The following is a 23,277-nucleotide window of genomic DNA, read 5'->3' as shown; positions in this document are numbered from 1 at the left end:
AAGGCACAAAATGGCCCGCGAAGGCTCGTAGAGGCGTGAGAAGCGTCGGGATCGACGCCTCCGATATCTGGCTAGCTATGCGAAAAATGCAACCCGTCACTGCAACAATTCCTCTAAGCACCAAAGTGAACCTGGCGCAATAAAATTACGCAAGCGTCCCCATTTGCGTTAAGTAAGACCTGCCGGGATTCGACCTTTGCCCCGGCTTTCGGGATTGGATGCGTGTGTCGAAAAGTCTGGACCAGATCGATCTTAAGATTTTGAACGAAATTCAGGCCGACGGCCGGATCACCAACGTCGAACTGGCGAAACGGGTCGGCATTTCGCCGCCGCCGTGCTTGCGCCGGGTTCGGACGCTGGAGGAAGATGGTTATATTCAGGGATATCGCGGACTGCTCGATCCCCAGCGGCTCGGTTTCGAGGTTACGGTGTTTGCGTCGGTGCATCTGTCGAGTCAGGCGGACGCCGACCTTCGCGCGTTTGAGGAGTTCGTACGTCGCGAGCCGCTCGTGCGCGAATGCTGGATGCTGTCAGGCGAGGTCGACTTCATCTTGAAATGCGTTGCGCCTGACATGGCCACATTTCAGGATTTCGTCGCGCATCTCACCGCTGCGCCGCATGTGCGCAACGTGCGGACCTCGCTGGTGCTTCACAATTCCAAATACTCCCCGGCAGTGCCGTTGGAGCTGAAGGTGCCGGGCTAAGGCCGCAAGGTGAGCCAAAGCCTGATTGGTTTCAACTCTTGTTGAAAAGCATCTTATCGAGGCTGATGGGACCGCCGCCAGCGAACACCAGGTAGAAGAAAACAAAACAGTAGAGCGCGGCCAGTTCGCCATGATTGACGATCGGCATGAAGTTCTGCGGCGCATGCACCATGAAGTAGGCGACCGCCGTCATGCCCGACGTGATGAAGGCCGCGGCCCGCGTGAACAACCCGACGACCAGAAGCCCGCCGCCGACCAGTTCGATGACCCCGGCAGCCCCCACCATCGACGCGATTTGCAGATCGGCGAACATCGGCAGGGACGGGAAGCCGAGCAGCTTGGCGGTGCCGTGCTGCATGAGCAGGAGCCCGCTCATGAAGCGAAGCAAACTGAGAACAGTCGGCTGCCATTTGGCGAACATCTGGTCCATGTGTCAGGTTTTTCCCGGTTACGACGTCCGAACATACCCGCTCGTCACCCTGTCGTCACAGGCCGACGCAGAATTCTAACACCCCGGACCCCCGACCGGTTCCAGAACTGGAACAAGTTGATTTCCGTAACTTTGGTCTTGGCGTCCTGGCCGCGACCGGACAGGGAAACGTCAAGGCCGCAGGCACCGCACGGGTTTGGGTTGGCAGGAAAAACCGGCATTCGAGCAAAGTGGCGGCGAGCCATCGGAGCCGCGTGCGCAATTCACGCAGTCGTCGGTCCATCGACTGCAATTCGGTGGCCCTTTCTGCACCGGGATATCCGTCGTCGGCGGAGGTCGCGGGATATCCATATCGGCGGCGAGAGCGGCTCCGGCGAGGATCGCCAAGGCCATCGCGGCTGCGAGACGTAAACGGAAAAGCCGCATACCGCGTCCTGCTCTGCGAAAGTAAATCAAGGAAACGATACTCTGCGAGGATTATTCGCGACATACGGGCAGCATTAAGATCGTTTCGACTATCGCCACTCGACCTTTGCGATCTCGTAGGCCTTGGCGCCGCCGGGCGCGACGACTTCAACGGAAGAGCCCTTCTTCTTGCCGATCAGGGCGCGCGCGAGCGGCGAGGTGATTGAAATGCGGCCTTGCTTGGCGTCAGCTTCGGCTTCGCCGACGATCTGCCACACCGCCTTCTTGTCGGTGTCCTCGTCGATCAGCGTCACGGTGGCGCCGAACTTGATGGTATCGCCGGACAGCTTGCTGACGTCGATGATGTCGGCGCGTGCCAGCTTGTCTTCGAGCTCGGCGATACGGCCCTCGTTGTGCGATTGCTCTTCTTTTGCGGCGTGATACTCCGCATTCTCCGATAGGTCGCCATGCGCCCGCGCCTCGGCGATCTGCTCGATGATCCGCGGCCGGTCCACCGACTGGCGCTTTTTCAGTTCGACTTCGAGGGCGGCATGTCCCCCTCGGGTCATCGGAACCTTATCGATCATCTCACTTCGTCCTTCGCTTCATCGGCGGCATTGCCGCGTTGTGCGAAGCGGCTTCCGTCCGGGCCTCCGGCCGTAAAGTCCGCATTCGCCTATTGTTTCGGCTCCGACGCTCGCATGTCTTTGCGGCCCCTTTAGTGCAAACTCTTAAGGGAATTCGAAACTCTATGATTCCAATGCAATTGGGTTCAGAAGCTCGCTTTGGACCCGTCGAAGCAATGGAGCACCGTCTTGACCGCGACAGTAGCCGACTGGCTGCTGCCGCGACAAAAACCTTCCCGCAGCCTGCAGGTTCCACTCCTTTAGGGCTCTTGCAGACCGATTATCGGGCCGATCAAGTCCGATTGAGGCCTAAGTCTTGGGAAAATAGCTCTGCAAGGTGCGAACCTCAAGATCTCCGCCCAGATAGGCGCGGATACCCTGCGCGGCAGCCACGGCTCCCGAAAGAGTGGTGTAATATGGCACTTTATGCAAGAGGGCGGCGCGCCGCAACGAGCGGCTGTCAGCCAGTGCCTGCGGCCCGTCAGTGGTGTTGAACACCAATTGTACCTCGCCGTTGGTGATGGCGTCCACGATATGCGGCCGTCCCTCCAGAACCTTGTTAATCTTTTCAGCCGGAACGCCGCTATCGGTCAGGTAGCGTTGCGTTCCCGACGTGGCCATCACCCTGAAGCCGAGAGATGCCAACAGCTTCACGGCCGCGAGGATACGCATTTTGTCGCTCTCGCGGACTGAGACGAACACCGTGCCCTTGCGCGGCAGATGCGTGCCGCTACCGAGCTGGCTCTTGGCGAAGGCGATCTCGAACGAGCGGTCGATGCCCATCACCTCGCCGGTCGATTTCATTTCCGGACCGAGCACGGTGTCGACGCCGGGGAAGCGCGCAAAGGGGAAGACCGATTCCTTGACGCCGACATGGCCGAGCTTTTGTGCCCCGAGTTTGAAGTCGGCGAGTTTCTCGCCGGCCATGATCCGCGCCGCAATCTTGGCGACCGGAAGGCCGACTACCTTGGCGACGAACGGCACCGTGCGTGAGGCGCGGGGGTTCACTTCCAGTACGTAGATCTCGCCGTCCTTGATGGCGTATTGCACGTTCATCAGACCGATGACATCGAGACCGAGCGCGAGTTCGCGGGTCTGCCGCTCCAGCTCGGCGATCGTGGCTGCATCAAGCGAACGCGGAGGCAACGAGCAGGCCGAGTCGCCGGAATGGATGCCGGCCTCCTCAATATGCTCCATGATACCGACGACATAAGTGTCCTTGCCGTCGCCGAGACAATCGACATCGATTTCCGTGGCATCGGAGAGATAACGATCGAACAGCAGCGGGTTGGTGCCGAGCACAGTGTTGATCTGGCCGGTCTTGTCGTTCGGATAACGGGCCTTGACGTCGACCGGCACGAGTTCGGGCAGGGTTCCGAGCAGATAGTCGCCGAGCTGACTTTCCTCGCGGATGATCTGCATGGCACGGCCGCCCAACACATAGGACGGGCGCACCACCAGCGGCAGGCCGAGATCGGTGGCCACCAGCCGCGCCTGCTCCACCGAATAGGCGATGCCGTTCTTTGGTTGCTTCAGTTTCAGCCGGTCGAGGATCCGCTTGAATCGGTCGCGGTCCTCGGCAAGATCAATGGCTTCGGGCGAGGTGCCGAGGATCGGCACATCGGCCGCCTCCAGCGCGCGTGCAAGTTTCAGCGGCGTCTGGCCGCCGAACTGCACGATCACGCCATGCAGCGTTCCGTTCTGCCGTTCGGTGTCGATGATCTCCAGCACGTCCTCGGCCGTCAGCGGCTCGAAGTAAAGCCGGTCAGCGGTATCGTAGTCGGTTGAGACCGTTTCCGGGTTGCAGTTGACCATGATGGTCTCATAGCCAGCATCCGACAGCGCGAAGCAGGCATGGCAGCAACAATAGTCGAACTCGATTCCCTGGCCGATGCGGTTGGGACCGCCGCCGAGGATAACGACCTTGGTCTTGTCCGACGGTGCGCTTTCGTCGGCGACCGCGCCTGCGAACGGCGACTCATAGGTCGAGTACATGTAAGCGGTCGGTGAGGCGAATTCCGCGGCGCAGGTGTCGATGCGTTTGTAGACGGGACGCACGCCGAGGGTGCGCCTGAGCGCTTTGACCTCCGCTTCCGTTCTGCCTGAGAGCACCGCGAGTCTCGCATCCGAGAAACCCATCGCCTTGACCGTGCGCATCCCGAAGGCGTTGCCCGGCAGGCCGTGGGCGCGGACCCTGTTCTCTATCTCGACGATGCCTCGCAACTCAGCGAGGAACCAGGAGTCGATCTTGCAGGAATTGAAGATTTCCTCGTCAGTCCAGCCGAGCCGCATCGCTTGTGCGACTTGCAACAGGCGATCAGGAGTCGGCGTGCCGAGCGCCGCGCGGATCGCGTTCTTGTCGTCGCCCCTGCCCATGCCCTCGATATCGATTTCGTCGAGGCCGGTAAGGCCAGTCTCCAGGCCACGCAGCGCCTTCTGAAGGCTTTCCTGAAAGGTGCGGCCGATCGCCATCACTTCGCCGACCGATTTCATCGAGGTCGTCAACGTGGTTGAAGCGCCCGGAAATTTCTCGAACGCGAAGCGCGGAATTTTGGTGACGACGTAGTCGATGCTGGGCTCGAATGATGCCGGTGTCGCGCCGCCGGTGATGTCGTTGGCGATTTCGTCGAGCGTGTAGCCGATCGCGAGTTTCGCCGCGACCTTGGCGATGGGGAAGCCGGTCGCTTTCGATGCCAGCGCCGAGGAGCGCGACACCCGCGGATTCATCTCGATGACGACCATGCGTCCGTCGGCAGGATCGACGCCGAACTGCACGTTGGAGCCGCCGGTTTCGACGCCGATCTCTCGCAACACCGCCAGCGAGGCGTCGCGCATGATCTGGTATTCCTTGTCGGTCAGCGTCAGTGCTGGCGCCACCGTGATGGAGTCGCCGGTGTGAACGCCCATCGGATCGAGGTTCTCGATCGAGCAGATGATGATGCAATTGTCTTTCTTGTCGCGAACGACCTCCATCTCGTACTCTTTCCAGCCGAGTACGCTTTCTTCGATCAGCACTTCGTTGGTCGGCGAGGCATCAAGGCCGCGTTCGATGATGTCGAGGAATTCGTCGCGCGTGTAGGCAATGCCGCCGCCCTTGCCCCCCATGGTGAAGGAGGGGCGGACGATCGCCGGCAGGCCGATCTCGGACAGCGCCATCAGTGCTTCCGCCATCGCCTGTTGTTGATAGCGCTTGCGTCGCTCGTTCTCGCCGAGCGTCCATTGCCGCTCATGCTCCGCCAGTGCATCGCCGGAGAGGGTTTCCTTTCTGGCCAGATATTCGTCGCGGTATTGCTTTTTCAGCGCCGAGGCATTGGCGAGGCGGGATTTCGGCGTCTCCAGACCAATCTTGGTCATGGCCTCGCGGAACAGTTGCCGGTCCTCAGCCTTGTCGATGGCATCCGCTGTCGCGCCAATCATCTCAACGTCGAAATCATCCAGCGTGCCCTGCCTTCGCAGCGACAATGCGCAGTTCAGCGCGGTCTGCCCCCCCATGGTCGGCAGCAGCGCGAAGCCGCCGGGAATGACGTGGCGTTCCTTTTCGATGATCTTACCGACGATTTCGGGAGTGATCGGTTCGATGTAGGTCGCGTCCGCCAGTTCGGGATCGGTCATGATCGTCGCCGGGTTGGAGTTGACCAGGACGACCCGGTAACCCTCCTCCTTCAGCGCCTTCACCGCCTGGGTGCCGGAATAGTCGAATTCACAGGCCTGTCCGATGACGATCGGACCGGCACCGATGATGAGAATGGTCGAGATGTCGGTGCGTTTAGGCATCAAGTCCCAGGATGAAATCGGGCACAAAAAAAGGGCGCGCGAGCCGCGCGTCCCTTAAGCAAGAGCGCGATCTTCGCGCGCGGGCTGTTTTTAGACCAGATTTCCCGGGTGGGGAAGGATTATAAGGGCTTCATCAACCGGCAATTCCCGGTTTGGAGGCGCAAAAATCCTTTTGCGCCTATGCCCAGGTCGGGCAGGGTACGAAAACTCAGCCGCCGCCGACGAATATCCGCGATGTTACGCCCCATGCGAGCGACGCATAGTCGAATTTTCGGAGTCTTTTTATGGCAGGTTTTGCACAAGCTGCGACCGATCTGGTGACAAAGCAAAGCGCGCACCATTTCGAGATCACGCTGGATCATCTCGAAACGGCGGTGAAGGAGAACGGTCTGAAGGTCTTTACGCGCCTCGATCACGCCGCCGCGGCCAAGACTGTCGGTCTTGAGATGCCTCCGGCGACGGTTCTGGTGGTGGGCAGCCCACAAGGCGGAACGCCGCTGTTTCTTCAGCATCCCATGTTGGCCATCGATTTACCGCTAAAAATGCTGGTCTGGCAGGACCAGGCCGGCAAGGTCTACGTCAGCTATAACGACGCGACTTACATTTCGGCTGTTTTCGCCCGCCACGGTTTCGATGCGAATAGCGACAAGCTCTATGCGGCCGCGAAGGGGCTTGAGAGCAAACTGGCCGCGGCAACCGATGCCGCAATCGGGTAGTCTCAAGAATGAGGTCCCGCTGGACTGAACCAGAATAAAAAGCGTCGCTCCGGCGTCGAACTTTTGCCGCCTGCGGGTCGAGCGGTTTGCAATGTAACGTTAATTCTAGCTTCCGGCGCAAGAGTGTCGGCGATATGCTATGTTCGTAGTTGCGCGGATTTAGCTTAGTGGCAAAGCAGCGGCTTCCAGGTCGCAGACCGATGTTCGATTCATCGAATCCGCTCCGTCACCATCAGGGTTCGTCCTCGCGTGTTATGACGCGCGAATTGCCTTTCGATCTCGCTTAGCGCGGGAGCGGACAGTTTTTCCCAACAGACGATTCTATAACGGTTCGGGGTTATTGCTCCGCCGCGTTTTCACGGGCACTTCACCGTCACTGGCATCATCGTCGCTCGCATAGCGGTTTAGAAAACCGGCAAGCTCGCGCTCGCGAACTCTTTCTTGGTGAGGATGGGTATGCACGTCCGGAAGCTGCGCCGCAGCAGCACGTCGGAGGCTTATGCACGTAAAGAAGTTTGGAGGCCCAGCCTGGACTTGAACCAGGATAAAAAGCTTTGCACAGCTCCCGCGTCGAACTTCCGCCACCGGGCCGACCACAATATTCCGCAACAATCGTCGGGTGGCGAGTCTTACCGCTACTTAACGTTAATGCCGACATAGCATCTGTCTATCCGCTCCAACCGGGCTGCGGCCAGCCTCCGGAACACTCTGCCGGCTCGCGAGTTAGCGCACTTGTCGCTGAATAGTGTCTGACGGTCTGCAGCGACTGTCCGGCCTCGCGCCGAATTTTCCAATTACAATTAGGAGGGTGCATCGTGTCCCAAGCCAAAAGTTCCGCTTTGCGGAAAGTAAACCCCGTACTCGACACGCCGACCGATCTCTCACAGGAAGGCGTCAGTAAGATATCGGCCGCCATGAATACTATCCTCGCCGATACCTTTGCGCTCTATCTCAAGACCAAGAATTTCCATTGGCATGTCAGCGGCCGGCATTTTCGTGACTACCATCTGCTGCTCGACGAGCAGTCGGAGCAGATATTCGGCACGACCGACGAAATAGCGGAGCGGGTTCGCAAGATCGGCGGCACCACGCTGCGCTCGATCGGGCAAGTCGCCAAACTGCAGACGCTCGAAGATAACGACGAGAGCTATGTCCCGCCGCGGGAGATGTTGCGCGAGCTGATGAACGACAACAAGAAGGTCGCCGCGGCCATGCGCAAGGCCCATGATATTTGCGACAAGTATGAGGACGTTGCGACCGCAAGCCTGCTCGAAAATTTCATTGACGCGGCCGAACGAAGGACCTGGTTCCTGTTCGAGGCGAGCCGTCAGGAGGGCAGCAACGAAGCCTGATCGAGCAGGTATTCGCTGCTGGGCTACGCAAAGTCGGCGTAAATCTACGCCGACTTGTTCTCGCGCATCAGACTGGCAAAGCGCTTGAATAAATAGTGCGAGTCCCGCGGTCCCGGCGAAGCTTCCGGGTGATACTGGACCGAGAACACCGGCTTACCTTCGAGTTCGATGCCGCAGTTGGAGCCGTCGAAAAGCGAGACGTGAGTCTGCTTCGCGCCTTTGGGCAGCGTCGCCTCGTCGACGGTGAAACCGTGGTTCATGGAAGTGATCTCCACCCTGCCGGTTGTCTCCTCCCTGACCGGGTGGTTGGCGCCGTGATGACCCTGATGCATCTTCTTGGTTTTCGCGCCCACCGCAAGGCCGAGCATCTGGTGACCGAGGCAGATACCGAAGGTCGGCGTGCCCGACTCGATCACTTTTCGAATCATTGGTACGGCGTACTTGCCGGTCGCGGCCGGGTCGCCGGGGCCGTTCGACAGGAAGACTCCGTCTGGCTTCATCGCCAGGATGTCTTCCGCCGAGGTGGTTGCCGGCACCACCGTAACCTTGCAGCCTTCACCGGCGAGCAGGCGCAGGATGTTTCTCTTGATGCCGTAGTCGACGGCGACAACGTTGAATTCTGGGCTATCCTGCCGGCTGAAGCCCTTACTCCACTCCCACGGCATTTCGTCCCAGGTGTAGCGCTGGCTCGATGTCACCATCGGCACGAGGTCCATGCCCTCGAGGCCGGGCCACTCGCGCGCCTCCTTTTTCAATCCATGCAGATCGAACCGTCCGTTCTTCGTATGGGCGACCACCGCGTTGGGCATGCCGCGGATGCGGATCAAAGCGGTCAGCGCGCGGGTGTCGATGCCCGAGATACCGATGATGCCGCGCGCCCTCAGCCAGGCGTCGAGGTGTTTGGCGGCGCGGTAGTTCGACGGCGAGGTGATGGCGCTGCGCAGGATGACGCCGCGCGCGCCGGGCGTCGCCGCCATGTTCACGGTTTCGATGTCCTCGTCGTTGGTGCCGACGTTGCCGATATGCGGAAAAGTGAAGGTGATGAGTTGCCCGGCGTAGGAGGGGTCGGTGAGAATTTCCTCGTAACCGGTCATCGCGGTGTTGAAGCAGACTTCTCCGACCGCCTGGCCTTCCGCGCCGAGGCCGAAGCCTTTGAGCACGGTCCCGTCGGCCAGCACGAGAAGCGCGGTCGGCTCAAGGTCCGGCCAAGCTGAAGCATTTTCCGATGGGGTCATGAGCGCATGACATAGCCCGGCTACTGCACCGCGTCAAACTCCGGTTCCGGGCAAGCGAATGCCAAATTCAGAACTCCACTGGGATCCTAATAGCTGCTAGTGGTCCTTTGATTCTGAACATTTGCGAGAACCCGGCCGCAACGGGATGCAAATGTTAGAATTGGACCACTAGGGGAGACTTCGATGCTGCGCGATGACATCAACAATGCCGTCAAGGAGGCGATGAAGGCCAAGGACGAGCGCAAGCTCTCCACGCTGCGCATGGTCAACTCCACCATCAAGAACGCCGATATCGAGGCGCGCGGGCAGGGCAAGCCGCCGCTGGCGGATGGCGATTTGCTTGGCGTCCTGCAAAAGATGATCAAGCAGCGCCAGGAGTCGGTCGAACTCTACGAAAAGGGCAACCGCGAGGAACTGGCTGCGCAGGAGCGCGCCGAGATCGCTGTCATCTCGGCCTACCTGCCGAAGCAGATGTCCGACGACGATGTAAAAGCAGCTGTCGCCGCGGTGATTGCGGAGACCGGCGCGAGCGGCATCAAGGACATGGGCAAGGTGATTGGCACACTGAAAGCCAAATACGCCGGTCAGATGGATTTCGGCAAGGCCAGCGGCGTCGTGAAGGCCGCATTGACGTAACAGCGAGATCGCATTCATTATCTTCTCGACCGGACAGCTCAAGCCGATCTTTCACTCCCAACCGATCTTTCGCTTCACGAGCGATCGCTGGCCTCGACGCTTCGAGGCGCCCTTGCTGAATTGGTTCCATGTCAGCGGCAATATTAGTTCGGTTCCTGTTCGGGAACGACCTTCCGCTCGCCGCGTTGTCGCCTCACTAAAACGGAGGCGAACATGGGAATCGGACGCGGACTTCTTCTCTGGCTAATCGGGATTCCGATCCCGCTGATCATCCTCATCGCGTTTCTTATGCATAACTGAGCCTGAGCGAGGGACGACATGAGCATTGGCACAATCATTCTGATCATTCTTATTATTGCGCTGCTAGGTGGCTTCAGCGGAATTGGCGGCGGTCCATTTTACGGCACCGGCTATTACGGCGGCGGTGGCCTCGGCCTGGTAATCGTCATCCTGCTGATTCTGATTCTGATGGGACGCATCTAGTTAATGCGTCAACAGGCTGAATCCGTCATGCGAACGAAGCAATCCGTCCGGTGCGCCGAAAATCGGGTCGCTTCGTCGCGGACGCTGGTGACAGCATCGAATCGAAGAGGATGAGCCCAAGAAATCTACGCTTAGGACGATAGCGCTGTTATCAGCGCCATTTCGACATCGCGGAGCAGCCCGTCAAGCGCCTGGCCCATTGTCCGCGCCTCAAGTGCTGTCATATTGCGCGCGTCAATCGAATATCCACCTCGCGCTCCACATAGGTCCATTCGTCGGTCGCGCGCAGGACGCCGACGAGGTCTTCGAACATCGTTGCATGTTCAGGGGCGTATTCGAACCAGGTCAGGAAATCGAATGGCTCGCCCAAATCGCGACAGTGATAGAGCTGTCGCGCGATGGCGGGCAGGTATTTGAGGCTGGCGGCGATATGGTGCGACTTATCCTCGAAGATTTTCCGCCGTTCTTCCTGGGTCAGATCCCACCACGCGGCCGACTTTCTGATGGGAATGAGCGCCGCTCGGGTTGCCTCGGCACGTCCCAGTCCAGCCTGTACCGAGGTCAGCGCAGTTTTCTCGGCGCGCTCGACGTAGCGCACGTGGCTGGTGAAGCCGCGGAACTGCCACGGCGCCGGGGAGGCGCCGCCCAGCGAGGCGCTCGGCGCGATCTCCAGATGAGACGCTGGTCCGAGGCTTTCGCCGGTGACGGGAGCAATTGACAGGATATTCCAGGCGCCGGTGTTGCCGGCGGTGAAGACTGTGAACGTCATTTCACTTCCGGTGTCTGTGGACAGGTGGGGAAGCAGGGGATATGTATGAGAACATATGTAGTACAATATTAAAAAGGGCCTAGCTGATTCGCCTGGGCGGCGGCAGGCAGTTATACCCGCCGCCGAGATTGAGTGAGACGGCGCATGCGTTTCCCGCCCAGCTTTATTGATGAGGTCAAGGCGCGCCTTCCGGTTTCGGAAGTCGTGGGCCGGCGCGTAAAACTGAAGCGAGCGGGCCGCGAATTCAAGGGGCTGTCGCCGTTCCAGCAGGAAAAGACGCCGTCGTTCACGGTGAACGACCAGAAGCAGTTCTACCACGACTTCTCCACCGGCAAGCACGGCAACATCTTCGACTTCGTGATGGAGACCGAAGGCGTTTCTTTTCCCGAAGCGGTCGAGCGGCTGGCGTCGATGGCGGGGCTTCCGCTGCCGCGCAATTCACGGGAAGACGAGCAGCGGGAGCAGCGGCAGAAATCCCTGTTCGAGGTGATGGAGCTTGCGACCAAGTTTTTTGAGCAAAATCTCGCGTCGCGTATCGGCGCGCAGGCGCGCGGCTACCTGTCGGATCGCGCCATCATCTCCTCAAGCACCGTCGAATTCCGGATCGGTTACGCGACCGCCGATCGCTTCGCATTGAAGGAATATCTGGGATCGCAAGGCGTCCCGGTCGCGGACATGATCGAAGCCGGCTTGTTGGTTGCCGGAGATGATATCCCCGTTCCTTACGATCGTTTTCGTGACCGGATCATCATTCCGATTCACGACCAGCGGGGTCGCGTCGTGGGATTCGGCGGCCGCGCTCTCAAGAAGGACGTACAGCCCAAATATCTGAACTCGCCGGAAACCTCGATCTTTCACAAGGGCTCGATCGTTTTTAACTTTCATCGCGCGCGCCAGCCGGCGCACGAGGCCAATTCGGTCGTTGCCGTCGAAGGATACATGGATGCCATCGCGGTCTATCAGGCGGGGATCAAGGCCGTGGTCGCCACCATGGGGACCGCGTTCACGGAAGAGCAGATCGCTACGCTGTGGAGACTGTCTCCCGAGCCTGTCGTGTGCTTCGATTCCGATCGCGCGGGTGTCGCGGCCGCTTATCGCTCCGTTGACCGCATCCTGCCATTGCTTCGCGTCGGCAAGACCTTCCGCTTCGTGTTCATGGACGAACAAAAAGATCCCGACGACCTGATCCGGGAAAAGGGCGTCGAGGCATTCAGAAGCGTTTTATCAGGCTCCTTGCCGCTGTGGGACGTGCTCTGGCAGCGCGAGACGGACGGTCAGGACGTTCGAACGCCCGACAAACAGGCTGCGCTGGAACAGAAGCTCTATACGCTGGTCCGGACGATCCAGGACCCGGCCGTCAACACGGCGTTTTTCAGAACGTCACGGACACAGCTCGCCAACCTGTTCTGGCAAGTCAATCGGGGGCCGACCCGCAATCACAAGGAAGCAAGCTCCAAATTCGTTCGGAGCGAACTCAAGTTTCGTGGCGAGGGGCAGCGGTCGGGACTGCAAAAGGTCGTTCTCGGGATGCTCGTCCAGTATCCTGATTTGCTCGAGGACAAGCAAGATTCCGTCCTGCGCTTGCACTTTCCCGAGGAGTTCGATGGTTTTTTGACGAGTCTCTTTCAGCTGCTGGTTACCGACGCAAAGCTATCTGTCGCGGATATTTGGACGAAACTTAAACCCGTTTTTTATGACACGCTGCAAGCTGTGCATGGCGAAGCGGGCAACGGAAAACCGCGCGGACATCGGCTGGTTGAGCGCTTTCCAATTTTAAGTCGCGATCCGCCGCTCGATTTTGTGTCTGGGTGCCTGGATCACTTCATTAAAATCCTGCATTGGCATGAGCTGGAGGACGACATCCAGCGGGCCAGGCTCGATGCCGGAGAAGGAGACGAATCTGCCGTCGCGCGCCTGCTAAATCTGGTTCGGGAAGGTCACGCCGAACAGGAAAGCATTAGCGCCGAGGGAGTGGCGTTGTCGGAGTGGGCGGAAGACATCATCCGCATTTGGGCGCCCCAGGGCGGAACGATGCATCTCGCCGCGTGAGCTGTCCGGCGCCAATCGGCGAATCCTGCACGAAAAGAGACGCCGAAAAGGACAGAGATAATGAGGGAATACAGCAGGTTGCTGCGGGTTTGCGGCCCGTCGGGAACAAAACGCGGTCACCTCCGCCCATTTTGGTCGCAGATACCAAGCGGATCGGCTTGTATCATCAGCAGCGCTTCTTACTTAGGGAATACTCTTATAGCGTTTTCGAGCGAAGTGGAATTCGGTTCGCGTGAAAAAACGCGTAAAATCAAAAAGTTAGGGTCTCTTCACCGATTTACGTGAAGCGGTGAAAGACCCTATGGCGCTGGAACGCCGCTGAACCTGCGGGAGGGGAATGCGCCTGTGCGCGGATGGGATCCGTCGCCGGGCTTGGATCGTCTGAAACAAATGATGTTGGGACGATGGCACTCGGAACCATGATAAAGACTCGCCAAATCCGAGGTTTGGCGGCAAACAGGGTTAATTAAAAGTCAAGGGCTGGCAGGCTAAGTCATCCGACACGTAGTCCAACGCGGGTACGATCATTCGAGAGAGGGTTGACGGGGTGGCGAGAGGTTGCGCCGCCCTTTGTGCGTCGTGAGCGGCGCAGATCAAGAGCGCCGGGCGCGGCGCGGATGTCACGGGGAAGCGGGCGCGTTTCCGCATGAGTGCGTTTCAGGAGCTGTGAATGGCGAGCAAGGCAAAGACGCTGCAGGTCAGGGAAAAGGAAAAGGACGACAAGGCCGCCGACGCTCCCGAAAAGGATGTCGCGGACGCGCCGTCGCCGTTGCTCGACCTCAGTGACGCCGCCGTCAAGAAGATGATCAAGCAGGCGAAAAAACGCGGCTTCGTCACCTTCGACCAGCTCAATGAGGTGCTGCCGTCCGACACCACCTCGCCGGAGCAGATCGAGGATATCATGTCGATGCTTTCCGACATGGGTATCAACGTGTCGGAATCCGAGGATGCCGACAGCGAGGAGGAAAACAAGGAAGAGGCTGACGAGGAGACCGACAACGAGTTGGTCGAAGTCACTCAGAAGGCCGTCACCGAGGTCAAGAAGTCGGAGCCCGGCGAACGTACCGACGATCCCGTGCGGATGTATCTGCGGGAGATGGGCACCGTCGAGCTCTTGTCACGCGAGGGCGAGATCGCCATCGCCAAGCGCATCGAGGCCGGCCGCGAGGCGATGATCGCAGGGCTGTGCGAAAGTCCGCTGACCTTTCAGGCCATCATCATCTGGCGTGACGAACTCAACGAAGGAAAGATTTTCCTGCGCGACATCATTGACCTCGAGGCGACCTATGCCGGCCCCGAGGCCAAGAGCGGCATGAACCCGGCATTGCTCGGGCCGCCGACCGGTCCCGACGGCCAGCCGTTGTCGGCTGACGCCTCCGATGCCGCCTCGGGCGAGGAGGGCGTTGGATCCACGGTGACCGCCCCCCCATCGGCACCGCCGTCACCGACCCCATTCCGTGCCGCCCGCGCTGCGCCGGCCGGGGGCTCTGACCTGGACGAGAAGGATCCGGGTGCGGCCGCGGCGGAAGGCGATATGGAGGAGGACGACTTCGACAACCAGATGTCGCTTGCAGCCATTGAAGCCGAGTTGAAGCCGAAGGTGGTCGAAACATTCGACAAGATCGCCGACAACTACAAGAAACTGCGCCGTCTGCAGGAAGCCGACATCTCCAACCAGCTTCAGAACGAGTCGCTCTCGCCGAACCAGGAGCGCCGCTACAAGAAGCTGAAGGATGAGATCATCGTCGAGGTGAAGTCGCTGCGCCTGAACCAGGCGCGTATCGATTCTCTGGTCGAGCAGCTTTACGACATCAACAAAAGACTGGTCTCGTTCGAAGGTCGCCTGTTGCGGCTGGGAGACAGCCATGGCGTGGCGCGCGAGGATTTCCTAAGGAACTACCAGGGTTCCGAGCTCGATCCCCGCTGGCTCAACCGCGTATCGAAACTCTCCGCGAAAGGTTGGAAAAATTTCGTTCATCACGAAAAGGACCGCATCAAGGAATTGCGCGGCGAAATCCAGCAACTCGCGGCGCTGACCGGGCTTGAGATCGGCGAGTTTCGCAAGATCGTGCAGGGCGTGCAGAAGGGCGAACGCGAGGCGCGCCAGGCCAAGAAGGAAATGGTGGAGGCGAACCTGCGCCTCGTCATCTCCATCGCCAAGAAATACACCAACCGCGGCCTGCAGTTCCTTGATCTCATTCAGGAAGGCAATATCGGCCTGATGAAGGCGGTCGACAAATTCGAGTATCGCCGCGGTTATAAGTTCTCGACCTACGCGACCTGGTGGATTCGGCAGGCGATCACGCGCTCGATCGCGGACCAGGCCCGCACCATCCGCATTCCCGTGCACATGATCGAGACCATCAACAAGATCGTGCGGACCTCGCGCCAGATGCTGAACGAGATCGGCCGCGAGCCGACACCGGAGGAGCTTGCCGAAAAGCTAGGCATGCCGCTGGAGAAGGTGCGGAAAGTTCTCAAGATCGCGAAAGAGCCGCTGTCACTGGAAACACCGGTCGGTGATGAAGAAGACTCACACCTCGGCGATTTCATCGAGGACAAGAACGCGGTGCTCCCCATTGATGCTGCGATCCAGAGCAATCTTCGCGAAACCACGACGCGCGTTCTGGCGTCGTTGACCCCGCGCGAAGAGCGAGTGCTGCGCATGCGCTTCGGCATCGGCATGAACACCGACCACACGCTGGAAGAAGTGGGCCAGCAGTTCTCGGTGACGCGCGAACGCATCCGCCAGATCGAGGCGAAGGCGCTGCGCAAACTCAAGCACCCGTCGCGCTCGCGCAAGCTGCGGAGCTTCCTCGACAACTAACTTTCGCTTGTCCCGGGCGCGTGCAACACGAAGCGTTGCGCTCGCGCGACGCTTTAGTCCGGCTCGCCCGGTGGATGGTGCGGGTCGTAGGCATGCGGCCGGTTGGTGCCGATCTTCTTCCAGAACGGCCAGATGAACGTGGCGCCGGCCGTCAGCGGACCGATCGCGCGCCATTCGTGAAAGTCCACCACCAGCACCGCGGGCGTCACCACGAACAGCAGCAGCGCGATGACGCCGAGCGCCAGCATCGCGTTGCGATACGTCTGCGAGACGCCGACGGTGAAACGGATGTCGCCTTCCGGCGCGTCTGCAAGGCGCTCGTGCAGCGTGCGGATGAAATCGCGATAGACCGGCGCGCGGACGCGGTCAGCCTTGCCGTTAATGCCCGCGTCGGTGACGACGAGAAACCGGCCGCCGCGAAAATCGATGCGGCATTTGTCGACGGCATCCTTGCTGTCGGTGTCTGGCATATTGACGGAGACGATATTAGTCCAGAGCTGACGGCCTGCCTCGCCGGTCTGATTGCGCCAGGCGATGGCGGAGTTGTACCCCGCGTCGATCAGCGACACGCCATGGCCCGCGCTGCGCCAGAACAAGCGTTCGCCGTTCACCAGGTAATATAGGTCATAGGCCATCGAGGCCATGACAGGTGCAGGCTCGATCATGTGCGGAGCATAGCGGATTCTCGCGCGACGTCGAGGCTGGTTTTCACGCAGCGGCGTCGGGTTCCTGAATCGAAACCCAGGGCCTGCTTCAATAGCGTTTTCGAGCGAACAGGATTCCACGTCGCTCGAAAACGCTATTAGTCCATCAATTCGCCCGGCGGCTGGCGCGGGTCGTAGCTGCGCGGGCGATTGGCCTCGATCACTTTCCAGAACGGCCAGATGAAGGCAGCGCCGGCTGCGAGCGTGAGCAACACGCGCCAATCCCGCACGATGAACACCAGCACCAGCGGCGTGCCGACGAAGAACAGCGCGGCGAAGACGCCCGTCGCCACCATGAGCCGGTGGCGTCCTGCGGATGCGCCGGCATTGAAGGCGATGGTGCCCGCGGGCGCTTGCGCCAGTCGCAGATGTAAGGCGCGCACGAAATCGCGATAGACCGGCGTGCGGTCGTGATCGACCTCGCCGGAGGGGCCGCCGTCGGTGACGACGAGAAAGCGGCCATCGCGGAAATTGATGCGGCAATTGTTGACGATGTCTTTGCCGCTGGTCATGGACGTCATGTTCACCGAGACGATGTCGGTCCAGAGCTGCCGTCCCGCTTCGCCCTTTTCGGGTTGCCAGACAATCGCGGAGTCGCGCCGATCGTCGATCAGCGTCACGCCATGGTTCGGATTGCGCCAGAAGAAACGCTTGCCGTTCTGCAGGTAGTAGAGGTCATAAGCTGTCGAGGCAGAGGTGGGGGCGGATGTGGTCATGCGGGGAGATTAGCGGATATTGAAAGAGGCGCTTTGAGAGGTGGATCTCAACTTTTCGAAGCGCGCTCACTCTCCCGCTTGCGGGGGAGGGTTGGAGCAGGGGCAGATTGTAAGCGCGATTTGCTGTCGCGTCATCAACGGATTGGCCCAGTCGTCATTCTCAATGGCGTAATACCATTATGCAATGATTTGCTCTTTAATGATTTGGTCTTTGAAGGTTGAATAGAAGCTTTCAGATCGGATCGTATCGCGAATTTTTTCTTGGGAGGAAATGCCTTGTTTCTTTAGTTGATCTTCAATGATTTTGACGATGTTTGAAACTTCCTTCTTTAAAGCGGCCTCATCCTTTGAAAGATCAATGAGTGCTTCCTCTACCGACTTTCGTTCTTTCTTTTTTATCGCAAACGCGTCTTTTCCCTTTGTTAGTCGAAGACCGATCGCGGCTAAGATATAGTATCTGAAAGTTTTAGATGTGCTTTCGATGCGATTTCTCCAAAGAAATTCGAGTCGATAGTTGAGGTAGGCGACGGCGTGGTAGATGCGCACGTCATGATCGTCCAAAAACATCGATTTTCGTACTCTGAAACAATACCACGGTAGTCCCGAGCGGCGCGTTGAGGTTGGAATAGTAAACATGCTGCAACGGCCTTCATTAGAACGGAAGGTTGCATGATACGAGTGCGTTCGATTTTTGGAGATGATCTGTATTGATTGTCACGTCTTTCGATGAATATCTTTTGATCGCCGTCGAGACTTCTGCAATATTCTTCGAGGTTTTTCATAAATGGACGTAGCGCCCAGAATTGTTCTTCGCGAACTGAATTTTGACTGTTCGTTCCAACAATAATTGAAGAGACGAACTGATCGTCCTTAGATCCGATAAGTCGGAATGGTACTTGTATGGATTCGGCAAGCGTTGGATTGGCTGCTCCACCTTTTTGATTATTGTCGCCGTAGACCAAATCAAAGATTACATTGCAGGTCTGACAGCCGCTGACTATCTGGAAATCCTCAAGGCGAAATTTGTCGCCGGTCCGATCAATATTTTTCGAAACAACGGTGATGCCGTTGTTTCGAAAAACGAACTCCTTGCCTCCGTCTTTCCGAACTATTTCCTTTATTCGAAGGTTAATTTTGGAGGTTGCATCGTAGTCCCTGATGTTATCGAAGAAGACAGTTCGATTGATTGCAAGCGCATCATCTTCGACGTTGTTAATTGTATAAAGTTTCAGGAGATTCTTGGCGTCTACAAACCCCAAGTATGCATCTTCGACATGCTCGTTTGTTGGCATAACGACGTTACGTGGAAATTCGATTTCGACTTCGATTGAGCTGGTAGCGGCACGATATGCTTGCTGAAGCTGCTTGGCGCCGACGAATTGGATGGCCATTGCCTTCGTGTGGAAGATATTCTTCTGTTCTAGTTCGACTCGGAAGTTTGCTCGAAGCTTTTCGATCCTTGAAGGCTCATCGTAGTTTCCAGTTGTTATGTAGTAGCAAGATAGCTTTGGATTTTTTCTCCCTACTCCTTTCGAATAGACCTCCTTCATGGCCCCGGTTAGATTAGAAAGCGCATCGCTCTCATTCCCAAGTCCTCCATCGAAGAACTCAGAGATAGCATCATAGAATTTGGATATATTCCCATAGTCGTAGGTCGTGCTCGTCTTCGATTGGAAGAAGATGAACTCGATCGAAGGATTATTTATAGCTGCAAGCTTTTCTGATGCCTCGTGGCTATCTCTAACTAGCTCGCCCTGAATCAAGATCGCTATGCCATCGAGTCCAAACTCTTCTCCATCTAGATGAACTTCGTTGGGATCAATCGATTCGCCTTGCAGGCCATTCAGAATTGCGAAGATCGAATAGACCTCAAACTGATTTGGCTCAGTTCGGTGGGTTAAGGAGTGAGCAATCGCAAATTCTCTCACCTGAGCTTGGATAACTGGATTCATAGCTACCTATTTTCCTGGACTTCGATCAGCCGTAGGTATCGTCGCATTCTCGTATTAGGTGAGCAAGATTCTATCCACAACTTAGTGTCATCAAGGCTTGCCGCCCGAAAGAGTTAGGTATATATTCCTATTCGTCCCGTCCCACTGAGAGGGGCGGCTCGCGATCGTCACGGTCTGCGGGGCGGGATGCGGTGGGCGCGCGCGGCGTTCGATGTCTCGGATCGCGCGGGGGTAACCTCGCGAGTGAGATGAGGCTGACGGCCACGTCGTGCGCGAACGGCCCAGCGCGCGATATCCCGGCGCATCGCCTTGCGCCATGGGGCAGCCTTGCGGCCGTCTCCCTCAACGGGAGCGGCGGCGAGGTGCAAGACCCCTGGAGTGATCGTCACCTCAGGGCCGGCGGTCAGGGGTTTTCGCGCAGCAAGCCGTTAACACCATCGCGCGCGGAACGCCGGATGATTCCGGTGTGACCGTGGCGATGATACTCGTGTGCTTTTACTTTTGCACACGGGGCCATGGGTGCATCGAGCACCCGGCGTTCCGCGCGCCCTCTCACGAGAGCGCAGAACGGAATCACCACGACGGCGTCCCCGCGCCGCTAAACAATAGGGGTATTTTTGCACGCCCGAAGGCCGGCGCGAATTTTTGCGCGAACGGCGCAAGCGCCGCGCGCGCGGTCGTTAATCATCGCGTTGCCATAGTCATGCTATAACGCGCGACGATTCAGCAAAAGGGATTGCAATGAAAACCCGTTTCGCCATCGCCTTCGCCGCCGCCTTTCTCGCCGCCCCCCTCGCATCGACCGCCGTTTCCGCCGCGCAATGCGGCGGCGACTTCAATACGTTCGTGGCGTCGATGTCGCGGGAAGCCGCGGCGGATGGTATCTCGCAGAACGTGATCTCGCAGGCGCTTGGCGGCGTGCAGCAGGATCAGGCGGTCCTGAATTTCGATCGCCGCCAGCGCGGCACCTTCCGCAAGAGTTTTGAGCAATATGCCGCGACCCGCGTCACCGGCGGCCGCATCAAGGGCGGCAAGGCGATGCTGGCGCGTAATGGCTCGCTGCTGTCGCGGATCGAGAAGCAATTCGGCGTGCCGCCGGAGATCGTCGTCGCGATCTGGGGACTGGAAACCGATTTCGGCCGTGGCGACATGGGCAAGCTGCCGGTGTTCCGGGTGCTCGCGACCATGGCGCATGATTGCCGGCGCACCGAACTGTTTCAGCACGAGCTGCTGGCGGCTCTCAAGATCCTGCAGCGCGGCGACCTGCGTCTCGGCGATATGGTCGGCGCCTATGCGGGCGAGATCGGGCAGACCCAGTTTCTGCCTTCGTCCTATATCAAGTACGGCGTCGATTTCGACGGCAACGGCCATGTCGATCTCCGGCATTCGGTGCCGGACGTGCTGGCTTCGACGGCGAACCTGTTGAGGGTCAACGGCTGGAAGGCCGGTGGCGACTATCACGAGGGCTCAGCCAATTTCGAGGCGATGCGCGAATGGAATCGCTCCGAGGTTTATCGCAAGACCATCGGCCTTTTCGCCGACAAGCTGGCCGGGCAGTAAGGACAGCTTTTTTCGAGCGAAGTGGACACCGGTTCGCGTCAAGAAAACGCGTCAAACAAAGTCCGGCTTTGATTTCATCAAAGCCGGACTGGCTCTATGGCTGCACCAGTTCGACCCGGCGGTTTAGCGCGCGGCCGCTGTCGGTGCCGTTGGAGCCGACCGGGGCGAGGAAGCCGACGCCGGCGGTGTTGAGCCGGGGCTTGGCGATCTTGTAATTGCGCACGAGGTCCTCGGCGACGGCCTCGGCGCGGCGGCGCGACAGGTCGAGGTTGTGGGCCGGTGTGCCCTGGCTGTCGGTATGGCCGACGATATAGACGTTGAGCCCGGGCTGACCGCTCAGCAGCTTCGCGATCTGGTCGAGGGTCGGCCGGCTCTCCGGCTTGAGTGTGGCCTTGTCGGTGTCGAAGTAAATGCCGTAGAGCGCGATGTGCCCGCTCTCGCCGAGCCCCTTGGCCATCGCAGCCGCATCGACCATCTTGTTCTGCATCGCGTCGCGTTCGGCGACGGTGAGCTGCGCGAAGATGTCGTCGTTGTTCTTGCTGACCAGCACGCTGACATAGGTCTCGCGCCCATTCTCGACCTTCCTGCCGGCATAGTAGCGGTAGTCGAAGCCGTCGACCCACATTTGCGGTATCGGCAGCGCGCCGATTGTCTCGCTGAATGGAATTCCACCGCAGGCCTCGACATCGCAAGCGAGCAGCGTCTCGAACCCGGCATTCGCCAGTTGGCTCTCGAAATTGCGGGATACTTCAAGAATCGAGGGACCAGGCCCCGTGCGGTAAGCGATACGGGAGATGCGGCCTTCCACTCTGCGCGGGTCGGTGGCCTTGCCGTCCTTGAACGGAGCGGCCTGCAGGGTTGCGGCGTCGAAATCCTTCACGTCATAGCCGGTGATGATGCTGCCTTTGAAGCGGCCGATACCGGGATAATCGTGCGATTTGGCAACATCGCCCGCCGCGGCTGCGGCCGGTGCGGTCAGGCTCGGCATCAAGTGAATGACGATGGCAGCGGCAACAGCGAGGGCCAGGCGCGGCATGAATCAAACCTTTTGATAGCGTCACATGAAAACGTCATACGAAGTGGAAGGCGAGGGATTCGCTTCGATCCTCGCCGTTCCGACTGGAGAAAACATGTTCGTCCGCAATCGTAGCGGGTCATGCGCCGTCATCGAAGGCTCGGGCGAGCAAAGTCCGCCCGAGCCTCTGAGACTACTTCTTCTTTTTCTTTGCGGTTTTCTTTGCGGTTTTCTTCGCCGCTTTCTTCGCTTTCTTGGCCATAATGTCCTCTAAGGGTTAAATGGTTGAACGCGACTTCGAGGCGTGTTCAAGGGGACAACCGCACAACAGCCTCGGACATCGATCCGAGCAGATTCGGATGAGTCTGTCGTCGCGTCACCAAGGTGCCGTCATCCCGTTATCCACAAGGTTGCTTGGCAATCTCCTTAGAAGCGGGTGGAGATTCCGATGTAGCTGACAACGTCGGGCGTGTTGCGATTGAGACCGATGTTAAGCCCGACATCGATCTGCAGCGTCGGGTGCGGCAGCCAGGCCAGGGCAATATCGTAGCTATATTGCCGTACCGTGCCGGTAGGATCGAAATTCTGGTTGGTCCAGATCTCATTGTACAGAGTGAATTGCCCGAACTGCTTGGCGATGTTCACCAGTCCTGTCACGCCAAGGTGCCGGCCCCGGCCGTCGAAATCGGCCAGCACATCGAGCTGTGGACCTAGCGTGACGGTCCAGCCGTCCGGTACGCTATAGTTGATCGGGGCGGCAACACCGCCTTCGACCTTGCCGTTGCCGATGCCGGTGCGCGCGGTGGGTAGTTTCATGAACGGCAGGATGGCAAGCTGGAAGGCGCTCTCGAGGGGGCAGGCGCTGCTTGAAGCGAACGGTCATGTCGCCCAAACCCGAGACGGAGGCGACATTGCCGCCGGCATCACGCGTCCGCACTTGGGTGAAGGGCACCCCCGTTCAGCTGGATGTCGCTGCTGTCTGACAGGCCGTATTTGAACGTCGGGTTGGTGAACAGCAGCTGGTCGGCGCGAATACCGGCAGCGGTGGTTCTCAGCCAGTTGAAGGTGTCAGCCTCGATTTGCACCATCCCCTTTGGCACGGTGCAGGTGAAGTTGGACTTGGTGGGCCGGTCGGTGCAGATCGGCGCATCAGGCGTGGACCCGGTGGGCACAACATCCTGTGCCATGGCAGGAGCCGCGAAGAGCGCAGCCGATAGCACGAGCGTGCTCATCGCATACCTTCCTCTCAGGCAAGACCGAGGGCGGCGATGGCCATGTCGATCAGCTTGATGCCGACGAAGGGCGCGACGGGGCCGCCGAGGCC

19 protein-coding genes and 2 tRNA genes are annotated in these 23,277 nt (G+C 59.0%); 10 read left to right on the top strand and 11 right to left on the bottom strand.

The features are described 5' to 3' along the window. The first annotated feature begins 224 nt into the window (after positions 1-224). On the top strand, positions 225-704 hold the full coding sequence (locus AC1RT6_RS11120; protein ID WP_173816000.1) for an Lrp/AsnC family transcriptional regulator: 480 nt from the start codon (positions 225-227) through the stop codon (positions 702-704). Between the two features lie 31 nt (positions 705-735). Here AC1RT6_RS11120 and AC1RT6_RS11115 read toward each other — a convergent pair whose 3' ends face one another. The 3 genes from AC1RT6_RS11115 to carB form a co-directional block, all read right to left on the bottom strand. Beyond that, positions 736-1,134, bottom strand: a complete 399-nt coding sequence (locus AC1RT6_RS11115) for a DoxX family protein (RefSeq protein ID WP_079447497.1) — start codon at positions 1,132-1,134, stop codon at positions 736-738. 515 nt (positions 1,135-1,649) lie between these two features. Further along, on the bottom strand, positions 1,650-2,126 hold the full coding sequence (gene greA / locus AC1RT6_RS11110; RefSeq protein ID WP_079447496.1) for a transcription elongation factor GreA: 477 nt from the start codon (positions 2,124-2,126) through the stop codon (positions 1,650-1,652). 348 nt (positions 2,127-2,474) lie between these two features. Beyond that, on the bottom strand, positions 2,475-5,939 hold the full coding sequence (carB, locus tag AC1RT6_RS11105; protein WP_493029493.1) for a carbamoyl-phosphate synthase large subunit: 3,465 nt from the start codon (positions 5,937-5,939) through the stop codon (positions 2,475-2,477). Positions 5,940-6,223: 284 nt separating this feature from the next. Between carB and AC1RT6_RS11100 the strand changes: the two genes are divergently transcribed. Continuing rightward, entirely contained in the window at positions 6,224-6,655 is a 432-nt protein-coding gene (locus tag AC1RT6_RS11100) for a DUF302 domain-containing protein (protein ID WP_079447494.1), read from the top strand. A gap of 153 nt (positions 6,656-6,808) precedes the next feature. After that, a tRNA-OTHER gene (locus AC1RT6_RS11095) sits at positions 6,809-6,878 on the top strand. Between the two features lie 293 nt (positions 6,879-7,171). Here AC1RT6_RS11095 and AC1RT6_RS11090 read toward each other — a convergent pair. Beyond that, positions 7,172-7,246, bottom strand: a tRNA-OTHER gene (locus AC1RT6_RS11090). Between the two features lie 224 nt (positions 7,247-7,470). On the opposite strand from AC1RT6_RS11090, the gene AC1RT6_RS11085 reads away from it, so the two are divergent. Further along, positions 7,471-8,007 carry a Dps family protein gene (locus tag AC1RT6_RS11085; protein WP_079447493.1) on the top strand — a complete coding sequence of 179 codons (537 nt, stop codon included), beginning with the start codon at positions 7,471-7,473 and terminating at the stop codon, positions 8,005-8,007. A gap of 44 nt (positions 8,008-8,051) precedes the next feature. Here the strand turns inward: AC1RT6_RS11085 and carA are convergent, their stop codons facing one another. Next, a complete protein-coding gene (gene carA / locus AC1RT6_RS11080; protein ID WP_079447492.1) occupies positions 8,052-9,242 on the bottom strand; it encodes a glutamine-hydrolyzing carbamoyl-phosphate synthase small subunit in 1,191 nt (396 codons plus the stop codon). 183 nt (positions 9,243-9,425) lie between these two features. On the opposite strand from carA, the gene AC1RT6_RS11075 reads away from it, so the two are divergent. Next, positions 9,426-9,878, top strand: coding sequence for a GatB/YqeY domain-containing protein (locus AC1RT6_RS11075; protein WP_079447491.1), 453 nt, complete (start codon positions 9,426-9,428; stop codon positions 9,876-9,878). Positions 9,879-10,196: 318 nt separating this feature from the next. Then, positions 10,197-10,361, top strand: a complete 165-nt coding sequence (locus AC1RT6_RS11070; RefSeq protein WP_009798696.1) for a DUF3309 family protein — start codon at positions 10,197-10,199, stop codon at positions 10,359-10,361. A gap of 220 nt (positions 10,362-10,581) precedes the next feature. Here the strand turns inward: AC1RT6_RS11070 and AC1RT6_RS11065 are convergent, their stop codons facing one another. After that, positions 10,582-11,130 carry a chlorite dismutase family protein gene (locus tag AC1RT6_RS11065; RefSeq protein WP_079447490.1) on the bottom strand — a complete coding sequence of 183 codons (549 nt, stop codon included), beginning with the start codon at positions 11,128-11,130 and terminating at the stop codon, positions 10,582-10,584. A gap of 144 nt (positions 11,131-11,274) precedes the next feature. Between AC1RT6_RS11065 and dnaG the strand changes: the two genes are divergently transcribed. Then, complete coding sequence (dnaG, locus tag AC1RT6_RS11060; RefSeq protein ID WP_079447489.1) at positions 11,275-13,179, top strand: DNA primase; 1,905 nt, start codon at positions 11,275-11,277, stop codon at positions 13,177-13,179. Positions 13,180-13,849: 670 nt separating this feature from the next. Then, entirely contained in the window at positions 13,850-16,006 is a 2,157-nt protein-coding gene (gene rpoD / locus AC1RT6_RS11055) for an RNA polymerase sigma factor RpoD (protein ID WP_079447488.1), read from the top strand. A 53-nt stretch (positions 16,007-16,059) separates the two neighbouring features. On the opposite strand, the gene AC1RT6_RS11050 is transcribed toward rpoD, so the two are convergent. The 3 genes from AC1RT6_RS11050 to AC1RT6_RS11040 form a co-directional block, all read right to left on the bottom strand. Next, positions 16,060-16,650 carry a hypothetical protein gene (locus tag AC1RT6_RS11050; protein ID WP_472790493.1) on the bottom strand — a complete coding sequence of 197 codons (591 nt, stop codon included), beginning with the start codon at positions 16,648-16,650 and terminating at the stop codon, positions 16,060-16,062. A gap of 158 nt (positions 16,651-16,808) precedes the next feature. Next, a complete protein-coding gene (locus tag AC1RT6_RS11045; RefSeq protein WP_472790491.1) occupies positions 16,809-17,330 on the bottom strand; it encodes a hypothetical protein in 522 nt (173 codons plus the stop codon). A 539-nt stretch (positions 17,331-17,869) separates the two neighbouring features. Beyond that, on the bottom strand, positions 17,870-19,378 hold the full coding sequence (locus tag AC1RT6_RS11040) for an AIPR family protein (protein WP_472790489.1): 1,509 nt from the start codon (positions 19,376-19,378) through the stop codon (positions 17,870-17,872). 248 nt (positions 19,379-19,626) lie between these two features. Here AC1RT6_RS11040 and AC1RT6_RS11035 point away from each other — a divergent pair, with 248 nt between their 5' ends. Both AC1RT6_RS11035 and AC1RT6_RS11030 read left to right on the top strand, forming a co-directional pair. Next, entirely contained in the window at positions 19,627-19,848 is a 222-nt protein-coding gene (locus AC1RT6_RS11035) for a hypothetical protein (protein WP_079447485.1), read from the top strand. Positions 19,849-20,119: 271 nt separating this feature from the next. Beyond that, on the top strand, positions 20,120-20,938 hold the full coding sequence (locus AC1RT6_RS11030) for a lytic murein transglycosylase (protein WP_079447484.1): 819 nt from the start codon (positions 20,120-20,122) through the stop codon (positions 20,936-20,938). A 94-nt stretch (positions 20,939-21,032) separates the two neighbouring features. On the opposite strand, the gene AC1RT6_RS11025 is transcribed toward AC1RT6_RS11030, so the two are convergent. Together AC1RT6_RS11025 and AC1RT6_RS11020 are read right to left on the bottom strand one after the other, a co-directional pair. After that, positions 21,033-21,974 (bottom strand): OmpA family protein, encoded by a 942-nt coding sequence (locus AC1RT6_RS11025; RefSeq protein WP_079447483.1) that lies wholly within the window; start codon positions 21,972-21,974, stop codon positions 21,033-21,035. 405 nt (positions 21,975-22,379) lie between these two features. Next, positions 22,380-22,781 (bottom strand): transporter, encoded by a 402-nt coding sequence (locus AC1RT6_RS11020; RefSeq protein WP_338013170.1) that lies wholly within the window; start codon positions 22,779-22,781, stop codon positions 22,380-22,382. Positions 22,782-23,277: the final 496 nt, after the last annotated feature.

This window comes from Nitrobacter sp. MLSD-S21 (assembly GCF_058809865.1).
Note: the sequence above shows the minus strand (reverse complement) of the source record. Positions and strands in the feature narration are given on the sequence as shown.